Origin of the sequence: Lonsdalea quercina subsp. quercina (assembly GCF_000688655.1) — a bacterium.
In the GTDB taxonomy this organism is placed as follows: Bacteria; Pseudomonadota; Gammaproteobacteria; order Enterobacterales; family Enterobacteriaceae; genus Lonsdalea; species Lonsdalea quercina.
On sequence record NZ_JIBO01000008.1, the window covers coordinates 179,684 to 191,802 of the forward strand.

At 56.3% G+C, this 12,119-nt stretch carries 10 protein-coding genes; 1 reads left to right on the forward strand and 9 read right to left on the reverse strand.

Translation table 11 applies throughout. The annotated features are described in order from the left end of the window. Window positions 1-105: 105 nt before the first annotated feature. The 5 genes from RZ35_RS09720 to RZ35_RS09740 all read right to left on the reverse strand — a co-directional run bounded on the left by RZ35_RS09720 (window position 106) and on the right by RZ35_RS09740 (window position 6,312). Complete coding sequence (locus RZ35_RS09720; protein ID WP_026743130.1) at window positions 106-2,532, reverse strand: TonB-dependent receptor domain-containing protein; 2,427 nt, start codon at window positions 2,530-2,532, stop codon at window positions 106-108. A 163-nt stretch (window positions 2,533-2,695) separates the two neighbouring features. Continuing rightward, the gene (locus RZ35_RS09725) at window positions 2,696-3,487 is read right to left on the reverse strand and encodes a heme ABC transporter ATP-binding protein (RefSeq protein ID WP_026743131.1); all 792 of its coding nucleotides are present in this window, start codon (window positions 3,485-3,487) and stop codon (window positions 2,696-2,698) included. Next, on the reverse strand, window positions 3,480-4,451 hold the full coding sequence (locus tag RZ35_RS09730; RefSeq protein ID WP_036153090.1) for a FecCD family ABC transporter permease: 972 nt from the start codon (window positions 4,449-4,451) through the stop codon (window positions 3,480-3,482). The genes RZ35_RS09725 and RZ35_RS09730 overlap by 8 nt, the downstream gene beginning before the upstream one ends. A 14-nt stretch (window positions 4,452-4,465) precedes the next feature. Then, window positions 4,466-5,284: a heme/hemin ABC transporter substrate-binding protein gene (locus RZ35_RS09735; protein WP_026743133.1), complete on the reverse strand. Its 819-nt coding sequence runs from the start codon at window positions 5,282-5,284 to the stop codon at window positions 4,466-4,468. Continuing rightward, window positions 5,281-6,312, reverse strand: coding sequence for a hemin-degrading factor (locus RZ35_RS09740; RefSeq protein WP_026743134.1), 1,032 nt, complete (start codon window positions 6,310-6,312; stop codon window positions 5,281-5,283). Before RZ35_RS09740 ends, RZ35_RS09735 begins: the two co-directional genes overlap by 4 nt. 662 nt (window positions 6,313-6,974) lie before the next feature. Between RZ35_RS09740 and RZ35_RS09745 the strand changes: the two genes are divergently transcribed. Beyond that, window positions 6,975-7,901 carry a VirK/YbjX family protein gene (locus RZ35_RS09745; RefSeq protein WP_026743135.1) on the forward strand — a complete coding sequence of 309 codons (927 nt, stop codon included), beginning with the start codon at window positions 6,975-6,977 and terminating at the stop codon, window positions 7,899-7,901. Window positions 7,902-8,016: 115 nt separating this feature from the next. Here the strand turns inward: RZ35_RS09745 and RZ35_RS18080 are convergent, their stop codons facing one another. The 4 genes from RZ35_RS18080 to RZ35_RS09765 form a co-directional block, all read right to left on the reverse strand. Next, window positions 8,017-8,169, reverse strand: a complete 153-nt coding sequence (locus RZ35_RS18080; protein WP_164477204.1) for a hypothetical protein — start codon at window positions 8,167-8,169, stop codon at window positions 8,017-8,019. A gap of 268 nt (window positions 8,170-8,437) precedes the next feature. Beyond that, the gene (locus tag RZ35_RS09755; RefSeq protein ID WP_026743137.1) at window positions 8,438-10,585 is read right to left on the reverse strand and encodes a YjbH domain-containing protein; all 2,148 of its coding nucleotides are present in this window, start codon (window positions 10,583-10,585) and stop codon (window positions 8,438-8,440) included. Next, entirely contained in the window at window positions 10,585-11,364 is a 780-nt protein-coding gene (locus tag RZ35_RS09760) for a capsule biosynthesis GfcC family protein (RefSeq protein ID WP_026743138.1), read from the reverse strand. The genes RZ35_RS09755 and RZ35_RS09760 overlap by 1 nt, the downstream gene beginning before the upstream one ends. Before the next feature lie 10 nt (window positions 11,365-11,374). Next, a complete protein-coding gene (locus tag RZ35_RS09765; RefSeq protein WP_026743139.1) occupies window positions 11,375-12,058 on the reverse strand; it encodes a YjbF family lipoprotein in 684 nt (227 codons plus the stop codon). Window positions 12,059-12,119: the final 61 nt, after the last annotated feature.

Sequence of the window (12,119 nt, forward strand, 5' to 3'; positions counted from 1 at the left end):
GATGGCGGCCTGTTATTCCGTCAAAGAAAAACCCCGGCTTTCGCCGGGGTCGGGACCGAACTTCAGTCTGTGTCCGCTGACCGGGACACCAACGGCTCAATGCGTTTAGAAATCCACGTTGATGCCCAGTTGGAAGGTTCTGCCGGGCATGACCGCAAGCTGCTGGTCATACGCGTCCTGATTGTTGGTGCTGGTCAGCTGACGGCTGCTCAAATAATCCCAATATTTGCGATCGGTCAGGTTATACACGCCGCCACTGAGTTTGACAGTCGGCGTGACGCGCCAGTAGGCGGTCAGATCCACCAAACCATAGCCTGGAACGCGCATGTACTCGGTGGTGGAGTCGGTGATGGTGGTTCCCGTGTTGGTGTATGTCTCACGGTTGGTCGCCGTGGCCTGCTTGCCTTTCTGGAACGTCGCTGTCAGCGCCGCGCCATAGAGGTTATCCGGCGCATCCCAGCCCAATCCCACGACGGCTTTCAAAGGCGCCACGCTATCAAGGTCGACATATTTGTCACCGGAGTAGCTGGACTTGGACTGCCCTTCGCTATAACCGACCCCCAGCGTGGTGCTCAGCCCCTGCAGCGCGTCGAACCACGTTCCCCACTGTACTTTACTACTGAACTCCGCGCCGTAAATGAAGGCTTTGTCGCGGTTTTCCGACTGATAGGCAATATTGATATTCGACGGCACGTTCGAGAACTTATCAGGGTTATTAGCCCGGGTATAACGCGTGTAGGCGATAAAGTTCTTATACGTGTTGTAGAACAGCGCTGAGCGGAAAGTCACCCCTTCGGTCATTTCCCCTTTTAATCCCAGCTCATAGTTGTTGCTGGTCTCCGTTTTCAGCTCGTTGTTGCCGATCAACGCATACTGCGACGCGCCTGCATAGGAAGAACCCAGCCCCCACGATCCGTACAGCTGGCTGGCATCCGGGAACTGTGCGCCGCGCTTGTACTGAATGTAGCTGGTCAGACGGGGCGTCAGCGCATACTCAAGACTCAAAGACGGCAAGACCTGAGTATCACTGAAGGTGCCGTAAAGCTTCTCGACATCTTCCGTCGTAATTGCCGAACTATTAGCGGCCAGACTGCTCAGGTTCTGAGGTTTCGTCCGCTGATAGGCGACACGCACTCCAGGCGTGATCGCCAGCGTTCTGTCAGCGATATCCATCTCCATACGGTCCTGAACGAAGCCGCCCAGCGTATCCGTACGGCTGTCCGCTTCCGGCTGCATGATGGCGTAGTACGTGGTCTGAGCCGGATCCTGAGTGAATGGCCGNTTGGTATTGGATTGCTGGGCATTGAACCCCCAGCTGAACTGATGCATACCCCAGGTTTTCATCATGGTGGTCTCGGCGCCGTAGGTATCAACCTTGTAGTCCGAATTCACCGTGTACATGCTGCGGGCGGTCAACGGCATGTAGGTTTCATCTTGGGTTTGAGTATTCTGGTAATAGATGCGCGAGTCGATAGCGTCTATCCATGAATCCACCGAGGCCGCCGTCCAGTTATGACGCAGGCTGCCGCTCCAGCGACGGGTATCGCTGTCCTGCTGCGCGTTGCCTAAAATTGAATTTCCCGTGGCATCCCATGAGTCGTAGTTGGAGNGGGACGTCTTGGTGTAGTACTCCAGCGTGCCGGTGAAACGGTTCTGTTCGTTCGCCTGCCAGATCCCTGAGGTCATCACAGACGTAGAGTGCCAATTCATCGGATAAGCGGAAATCACGCCGCTGTTGTTCTGAGTTTCCTGACCGTCGCGACGGCTGATCACGACGATGCCCCGCAACGTCTCATCGCCGCCCGCCGCCGTGATGCCATTGTGCCAACTGCGGTTGGACGAGTCATAATCGCTCTGATAGCCGAAATAAGTGTGTTTCGACGGCGACAGATATTGGTCCGGCGATTTAGGACGGAAAGAAACCGCGCCGCCGATGGCGGTATTGGCGCGCTCGACGCTTGTCGCCCCCTGATCGATGGTCACCAAACCGTACATGTACGGGTCGATATAGTCACGGCCGATCCCGAACGTATTCAAACCGGCGCGTCCTGCATAGCTTCGCGCGGTCGCGTTGGGCAACGGAATGCCGTCCACGTCGATGGCGACGCGGTTGCTTTCCAGGCCGCGGATGTTATAGCCGGTGTAGCCGGAGCGGTCGAACCCGCTCTTACCGTTACCGGAACCCGAGCTGGCGCTGGTGGCGCTGACCAGCGGCTGATAGCGCATGATAGTACCGAAATCGTTGCCGCCATTTTTCTGTAGCTCACTGGCATCCAGCGTGACGCGACTTCCTGCCTTGGTATCGATGGGCGCAGAAATCACCGTCATCTGCTCGCCCGGATTGTTATCCTCCAGCTTAGCCGCCGTCGCAGCCTGGGTGGCAGAGGTGGTCTGCTCTTTATTGGCTGCCTGCGTTTTATTGTCGCTATCGGATAGCGCGGCCACCGCACTGAATGCTGTGCTGGTCAATACGCCCGTCAGAATGATCCTGATGAGACCTGAGAGATGTTTTTCTTTTGTATGCAAGAACATACTGAAACCTCAAATGTTGAAATCGTTATATTCTCGCTCAGTCATTGCTTTGCAGTATTTTTGTTGATTATTTTTGTAGTTATTAGGGCGCGATTCAGGCCGGCGTTTCCGCCCAGACCCACATCGCATCCACTCATCCATCGAACGCTATTTCTTCCGCGCTTCAACGCCGCAGCGACACCTGTGGCGTTGCGGTTTCATGGTGGGGGCTGACAACGACGTCGGCTTGATACCAACGTTCAATCGCCGGTTGGGTGATAACGCCCTCCGGCACGCCTTCCGCGACGATCCTGCCGTCGTGCAGCAGCACGATCTTGTCCGACCATAACGAGGCCAGATTCAGATCGTGCAATACGCAGCATACCGCCAGCTTTCCCGTCGAGGTCAGCATTTTCAGCAGCCGAAGCAGCTGCTGTTGGTGATACAAATCCAGCGCCGACGTCGGCTCATCCAGGAACAACCATCCGGCAATACCGTCAGGCCGCCATAGTTGCGCCAGCGACCGAGCCAGCCGCACCCTCTGCTGCTCGCCGCCGGACAGCTGCGGATAAAGCCGACCACGCAACATCTCACAGTCGGTCAACGCCAAAATTTCATCTAATACACGCTCGTTCGCGCCTGACGGCCAGGGCGAGCGCCCCATAGCCACGACCTCTTCCACCCGAAACGGGGCCTGCAATACGCTGTCCTGACGCATCACCGCGCGCTGACGGGCCAGCACATTCGGCGTCCATTCAACCATCGGGCGACCATTGAGCCGGCACTCCCCCTCGGAAGGAGCAAAGAACCCCGTCAACAAGCGTAACAACGTCGACTTACCCGCGCCGTTGGGGCCGATAACCGTCGTCAATTCGCCGGGCGCTAGCGTAAGCGAGACATCGGACAGCAGCTGTCGCCCTCCCGAGCGGTAGCTAATGCGGTGAGCGGTCAAGCACAGTTCACCCAACTCAGCCATGTTTGTGCCTCAAAATCAGCCATAAAAACCACGGGCCGCCGACCAAACTGGTTAATAGCCCCACCGGCATTTCCGCTGGGGCCACCATCGTCCGCGCCAGCGTATCGGCCAGCAGCAGTAGAAGAGCGCCGCCCAGCGCCGAACCGGGCAACAGCCAGCGGTGATCGGCCCCGAGCGTGATCCGAATGAGATGGGGCATCACCAGACCGACAAACCCTATGATGCCGCTGACCGCCACGGCTGCCGCGACCAACACGGCGCTTAGGATGACCACCTGCCGCCGCGTCCGGCGAACGTCCACGCCAAGATAATGCGCTTCCTCGTCGCCCAATTGGAGGAGATTGAGCTGCCGCGCCAGACGTTGCAGCCACCACACGCAGGGCAATACCAACGAGGCGACGCCCGCTACCGACGACCACTGGGCCTGTCCCAGACTCCCCATACCCCACAACGACAGCTGGCGCAGTTGCTGATCGTTGCTGATCCAGGACAGCACGCCGGTCGCCGCGCCGCACAGCGCGTTGATGGCGATCCCCGCCAGCAGCAGGCGGGATAACGGACTGGTGGCGGAGATACTGAGCGAGAACAGGAGCAGCATGATCGCGACGCCGCCTGCGAACGCCGCCAACATTGGCCAGTACAGCGCAATCACCGCCGGTAGCGCGACCGGGACGACCACGGACAAACCGACGCCCAGCGCCGCGCCGCTGCTGACGCCAAGCAGTCCCGGATCCGCCAGAGGATTGCGAAACAGCCCCTGCATCGCCGCGCCGGACAGCGCCAGCGCGACGCCGNCCAGCACGGCCAACAGCACACGCGGCAGGCGGATGTTCAACCAGACCTGCCACGGCAGGCTCTCCGACGATGACGTCATCAGTTCGGACAGCGTGATCGGCATAGCGCCGATGGTCGCCGCAATAAACGTTAGCAACCCCGCAGACGCCGCCATAAGCAGCAGCGTCATCGATGGATTGATCCTCACTGTTGCGCTTCCACCGCTTTACGCAGGCGCAACAGCGCCGCTGGCGTATCCAGATCGAAGCCCAGCATCGCCATGTCGTCAACAACCAGCAGGCGTTTGTGTTGACCCGCCGGCGTCAGCGCCAGACCAGGCAACTGCCATATAGTGGCTTCGCCGCCGAGGGTTTTCACGCCCTGACTACTGATGACCACCCAGTCCGGCTGGCTAGCCACCACGCCTTCCTGAGATAAGGGCTGATAACGGTTGAATCCCTGCATGGCGTTTTGCAAGCCTGCCGCGCGGATCGCGGCGTCCGCCGCCGTGTTCTGTCCGGCACCCATCGCCGACATGCCGCTATGGCTCATAATGAACAGGACTTTGACGGGCAGCGGTTTCGTCGGCAGCTCGGCAAGCTGCTGATGCACCTGCCGCACCAATGCCTGCCCCTCTTTCTCCTTCCCTAACGCTTGAGCGATGACCGAGATCTTGGCGGCGATGCTTTCCACGTTCTGTCCGGCGGGCACGGTCACCACCTTCACACCGCTTTTCGCGATCTGCTCCATTGCGGTGGAAGGTTGGGACAGCGCGCTGGCTAGCACCAGCGTCGGCGCCATCGCCAATACCCCTTCCGCATTCAACTGCCGCATGTACCCGACATCCGGCAGCGCCAGCGCTTCTTTCGGATGCAGGCTGGTGCTATCGCGGGCGATGACATCACTGCCCGCGTGCAGAGCGAAGACAATTTGCGTGACGTCGCCGCCAATGGTCACCAGACGCGTCGCTGCCAGCAGCGAGAACGGCAAGCATAGCGCCAGCGTCAGAAGAATTTTCTTCATGCTGCGGCTCCCGGTTTCACCAACGATGACACCTGCTGACGCCACTGTTCCTGCTCCGGCTGCCCTTCCGTACGCTGACCGAACAGCTGCGCAATCTGCGTGCCGTCGGCGGCGAACAGCTCCAGGCTGGTGACGATACCATCGCGCGTGGGCTTGCGCGTGACCCAACTTTCCGCAATGGTATTGCCCTGCAGATGCAGCGTGAACGTCTGGTTAAACACGTTCAGCCAATGATCCATTGGCACCACTTTCTCAATCACGCCGGTAAATATTTGAACGCAGCCCCGGTTGCCGACAAAGATCATGATTTCGTTGCCGTCCTGATGCGCCGCATTCAGCAGCGTCGCCAGCGCCTGGTTGTCCACCAGACAGGCCAGATCGTCACTTACATGGCGGAACGCCTGCTGACGCGTCAGATTGTGCCGTTTCAACAGTGGGAAAAATTCATGCACGTCTTGCATGTCCCGCCACTCTTGTTCCAGCCGCACGGCATCGACAACAACGTCGGATTCTGGCGCGGCATAAGGCGNGAGCGTCAACGGCGCATTTTCGGCGGCGGCGAAACGCTCTACGGTTTCCTGCCATGCCGTCCAGTCGGTGTGCTCAGTACCGTAAACCTTCAGCNCCGCGTCGCCCTGACGATCATAGAATTGAATACTTTGGCGTTCGCCGCGCGCGGTCTGCTCGATAAAGAAAAATACGCTCGCCCACTGCTCGGGGAAAACGCGCAAGTCCAGGCCTCGTGGATTCAGCACGACTCCCGCATGTCCGCCAATGCGTTGATTGCGGTAGAACCCGATCTGCTCATGCACGGCATATTCGTTCCGCGTGATGGATTTTGTCTCCCCTACGCTTTCTAACGCCGCCAGAATCTGACGCGGATCGCCGGTCAGTCGGCGCGCCTCATGACCTACACGCAGGTAAGATAGCTCCGCTTCACTGATATTCATCAATTGGGCCAGTTCACGCGCGTATTTTTTGGGATGCTGCTCTTTAAGTTGCAGATAATCTTGATAATCGTATTGCATGAATAAAAAACTCCGACATTCGCGCTGTCTTTCGCAGGATTGTTTAGGTGACGACACCGAGTGTAATGATAATTATTAACATTGCCATAAAAATTTAACAAGCCAATATTGAGCGAATGAAGAAACCTTAATTCCACAATTCATCAAGGGGTTAGCCATCGAAAATTCGTGACTAATTAGGCGATCTAATCGATGTTGAAATAGAGAATGGGGCTATGTGGTCAGACGGGTAACGTGCCATAGGCGAATTAACGTGCTAAAGCGAGATGCTTCGCTCATGTCGCCGCGCAAACCAACACGCAATCGGCGCGGAGAAGCCCGGCCGCGCCTCTTCATTGCATTATGCAATAAAAAAATGCCTATATTAGACCCCATTTTAATAAATTGAATCTAAATAAAAACCAAACAAAATAAAAATAGGTCGGTATTTTTCATTATATAAATAAAGTCTCAACTAAAATTAACTATAATTAGGAATAAATTTATTCATGACTCATTACTTCTATACTTCACGCTACCCTGTGCTATTTACCTACCGAAAATAGGCTTATATTTTTTATTTTCTGCCGCCGTACATTTTTATATTTACGGTATTCAAATAAGACCCTCCCCTATTTTTCGAAAAAGTAAGACAAAAAATTGTTAAACATCGTGTGGAGCATATGAAAAAAATATCCCGAGCTTCGTTGTTCTTTCAGCTGTTGAGCGGCCACTTTCGTTCTGAAAAAATAGGGNTTGAGAATAAGATAAAAGCGAAATTTTTGTTGCGATCGCTGATGCTGCCGTTCTCTACCTATTACTTCTTAGGCAGGCTATGCTCGTTGCCTTCCATGCAGAAATTGATGAAAACACACCCCTGCCTGCCTACGAAAATCCATCGCCCTTATCTGCATGTCGGCCTCAATGCGGCCGAGCGCGCTAAAGCGATTTGCCACCACTATACCTTTATGGAAAGTCTGTCTTCGCCAAGACTGCATGATGCCTTTCTGAGCGAAACGCCCTTCCGTCTGGCTGAATTTTACGGCAAGGAGGGCGAGAAATTCTTAATCGTCTGCAGCGTGTGGCGTTACGACAAGGAGGGCGAAACGACCCTGCAAATCGTGATGGATGAGACGTCGTTGATCTCATTATCGTTCAGTATCATTAATGTCTTGGGGAAGCCCGCCATTGTCATCGGCGGCCTACAAGGTCAAGGTAAACAAACGACCCGGGAGCTGATTAAGNAGGCGACAAAAGCCTGCCACGGTTTGTTCCCTAAACGTATGCTGATTGAAAGCCTGCTGGCGTTGGCCGACCTGGCGGGGATTCGCAGCGTGCTGGCCGTCGGCGATAGCAGCCATGTTTATCAGAGCCGACGCTATCATCGCAGCAAAAAAAGCGTGCTGTTTTGCAGCTATGACGACTTCTGGACCTCGCTGGACGCGACCCTAACGCACGACAACCTATACCAGTTGCCTCTGCACATCGCCCGTAAACCGCTAGAGGAAATACCCAGCAACAAGCGAGCGCAATACAAGCGGCGCTATCAATTGATCGATGACCTACATGCACAGCTGGCGGACAACCTAAGCGCGAAACGCGTTACATAACAAATCATGTGGAATCACGCCCATAAAAAAAGCCAGCGCAAACGCACTGGCCTGAATAAATGGGTGTCGAAACAGTTCGACGTTAACGCCAGCTGATGCTGGCGTTATCACATTGTTAACCTCGCGGATCCTGGAAATGATGACCGCCGCCATGACCGCCGCCGCCACCACCACCACCGTGACCGCCGCCCCACGGGGGCGGAAAGATGCATCCGCTCAGGGTTGTCAGCAGCGCCAGGACACTTACCAGTTTTAATACTCGTTTCATTTTAACCTCATCTGACTACTGTTTCGCTGCATCATAGTGAAGCCATCCCCCGGCCAACAAGCGTCTTATTCTTAAAAAGCCGTCTATTAATAACGAATTAGACTATTTACTCCGCATCNCCACAAAACAAACGATTTCCTTACATTACAGCCTTTAAACCAGGCGACCTGCGGGCGATTTTGGCAGCCAACACGCCATAAAACGGCAAAGGCGGCAGGAGAATTCCTCCCTGCCGCCTTTTGTCCGCCGCTCATATTGGCGGGCGAGTTTATGGNTGTTGGACGACGTTGTAGAGCACGTTGCGACGCTCCAGCATCTGGCCGCCGTCACGCGTCAGCGGCACCCAACCTACCGAACCGCGGTTCGTCGTCGGCGAGGCGAAGAGGAGATTGAACGGGATGGAGACATAGAACCCTTTGGTAAAGCTCCCTTCCCCATACTCTTTGGCGCTGACGTTGGTTTTCGTCGCGAAGGCGCCCGCGACGATGCCACTGTCAAACCGGCGAGACAGATCGACGGTAACGCCTTTATCTCCCGCCAGATAGCGACCCACGCTGACCTTCGCCAGTCCGCCTTTGATAAACGGCAGTTCCCAATAGGTGGTCAGATGGCCGGTGGCCACGCTGTAGTCCGCGAGACGCATCGTATCGTTCCAGTCACGTTGCTTGACGTAGTTCACATCCAGCCCAACCGCCCAGCTTTTGCCATAAGGACGATACAGCATTTCCCCCCCGACACCGGCGTACATCATCTCCAGATACCCGCCGTAGACCTGCGTGTACCAGTCCCGTGCCGGATGGTCGGTGCGCGACAACTGCAGATTGGTCAGCAACACATCTGATGAGGTGACGTACTCACGTATCCAGGTGCGGACGCGCGGTAGCTTAGAGTCCTGAGGCGGTGTCTTATAGTTGAACTTGTCGTAGTTGTTGAACAGGTTGACATTGACCGTACCGCCTACGCTCCAGTGATCGGAAAGGTACAGATCGGCGTTGGCGTTTGCCGAAACCTGATACATATAGAACGATTCGGCCCCACCGATAGACTGCGACAGCGCTGGCGCAAGGGAGTAAGTCAATCTCCGGGGCTGGGTATGCAGCACCGCTTTCCCGCGTGGCGGCGCGAGCGGCTCAGTATGATAAGCATCCGGCTCCGGCTGCCCTAACGGGGTCGATGCGGTTTGCAACTGACGGAAAGCGTTCGCGTCAACACGGGTACTGTCAGTCGGCAGGTGACGGCTTTCCCTAACGATGTGGTATTCGCTGACGCTCTCCGGCACGTGATTGGCGAGGACCGTCGCCGCCCGGCTGCTGTACTCCGCGCTATCCGGATATTTGTATTGCGGGCTGACGACGGTGACCTGTTTCGCGTCCGCGTAGATATCCGGTTGACCCAGACCCGCTTTCTCGTCCAGCTCCTTCGCCNCGCGCTTCCAGTCCGTGCCGCCCTGCGGGTTGCTGACCGGCGCATAGACCGGCGGCGCGTCGTCCNCGAAATGCGGCCTCAGTTGATTGAAGTTGGTCCGGAGCGTAAAGCCCCACATCAGCGTATTGCCGCGTTCCCAGGACAGCGACGTATCCAGAATATCGCCGACCCGATAGACCATGCCCACGTTGATCGGCGAATCCTGCTTGATACGCTCTCTGCGCCCGCGATCTGCGGCCTCATCGCTGTAGTTGTTGCCGTCGTATTCCAGTTTAAGACGTAACGGATCCCACGGCGTCTGGTATTCAATCCCGCCGAATATCGCCGCCGGCCCGNGAAAGAAATTGTTCACCTCGAACTGCCCGGTTTCCGTAGAACTGGNGCGCTGACAGAAGCTCTCCGTCAGCTTACAGGCGGGGTTGGTGATATTGCCGCTCTGGGCCATGTTGCCCCAGCCGATGCCCAGCGTCAGGTCAAACGGTCCCCAGCGTTTGCTGGCCGCCAGATATTCGCTGTCGAACAAGCCGGTTCCCGCGATATCGCGCAGTCCAACAGAGACCTGGGGCAACCAGCGGTCTTCCTTCCACAACCGCGCCTTAACGTCGAACCCTTTGTCTTTATACGTTTGCGTGCCGCTGAAGTTGGGGTCGGCGCTGTAAAGCCGGGTACGAATGTCGGTATAACGCACCGTGGTTTCCAGCCAGTCGAGCAACTGCAATGAGACGGAGTAACGTCGATATTGATCGTTATCGCGATAGCTGGCGCTGAACTCGCCGGTGTCGGCCATCCGGGCGGTCGGCATTTGCAGCAACCCTACGCCGCCAAAGTCGGTTTGAGAGACGCCCGCTGGCTGGTAATAGTGATTCTTGTTAGTGGCATCGGCCATCTCATGAGCCGTGCCGCCCGCCCCATCCGCCAACGCCGACGTGCTGAAAACGCTGCCGATCGCCAGAGAGAGGCAATTCAGTCTGAGAGTATTGTTTTTAGCCATTAGTGTGGGATCCGGTTCGCAAGATAATCGGCAATCTGCTCGTTAAGAGAGGACATCTCTTCGGGCAAAATCGCGGGGTCAAAGCCAATAAACAGCGTTTCGCCCGCAGCGGGTTCGATATGTTGACGATTCCATATCGCCAGCGGCACCTTGCGCCACGTCCCCGCTCCAGAAATCAAATATCCCGTATTTTTATCGCCGCCGGGAAGGAAACGTCGGCCCTGTATATAGTTTTCAACCGACCAGCCGGAACGCAGCGGAAGATCTTTGAACACGTGGGTCGTACCGATATCGATATCTGTTCGAATCAGTCCGAACAGGAACAGCTGTTTTGAATAGGGGGCAAGATAGAGCTGATATTCTCCGACCAGCGGGCGGTTGCTCTGTAGGTCCAGGCGCACTCGGTCCGGGTCAAGCGCCGTCGGAATTCGGCCCGCGATAGGTACCTGCTTGAGCGCCTGCGCGACGTACCACGCCGCGATGGCGTAGTCGCCATCACCGCGATCGCGCCACCACAGCTGTAGACGATAGAGGTGATCCTGCAGCGTCTGGCCTTGCGCGGCCACGCGCGATGTCATCGCCGGATTGGTGATCAGCGCATTCTGCCAATTGACGTCGGCGGGGAACGGCGTTTTCTCATAAAACTTATCCAAGCGAACGCCGTCTTCCAGCACCACGAGGTCCAACGTGCGATCGCCATATTTTACCGTTAGCTGCGCCGCGCCCACCGTTCCGGTCATCAACATCAACATGGCAGCCAGCCGATTGTGTAGCAACATAGAAGCGTCCTTACAGTGACTGAGCGTAGGATTTCAAAGCGGTAAACTGAACCAGCGCCATATCCGGCCCCATGTATTGACGACTCTGCATCACCTGACCGGTGTTCGCATTCAGCCAATACTGGTTGGTATAGCGTTTGTTCAACGCGGGAACGGTCACGAGCTCGTCGAAGCGCACGGTTTGATAGGTTCTGCCGAGGATGACCAACGGTTCGCGGCCGCGGTTTTCGAACGAGGACTGGAGTTCATAGCTGCCCCGCATGACCTGCGACCAACTGACCTCGGTGTGCCAGCGCATAGGCGTTCCCGCCTTCAGCAACCCTAAATGCAGCGGATCCTGCTCCTGATTGGCGACATGCTGAATGTCTTCGCCGAATCCCTGTGTTTTCACCACACGCCCATCACGGGTCGCGACCATGTTTTTATCCGCGGCCACCCACTTCAGCACACCGTTTTCCACGAACCCCAGCACCATAAAGGCACGAGGAGCTTCGCCGACCTTGATATAGGCGGAAGCATATGGCACCTTCGCCACCTGCTGCGGCGTCAGATCGGTATCCTCCTGCCCCCAGATGGCCAGCTTCATCGTTTCACCTAACAAAGCGAATTGTTGCGAACACCCCATCAGCATTAAAGAAAGTACTGGAATAGCAATCAGCTCGCGGGTTCTGCTACCTGATAGAATTTTTATCATCGCTCTGGTTCTCGCCTGAATCCCCTGAAGCAAAAGAAAGGCCACCTAAGTGGCCTTATTA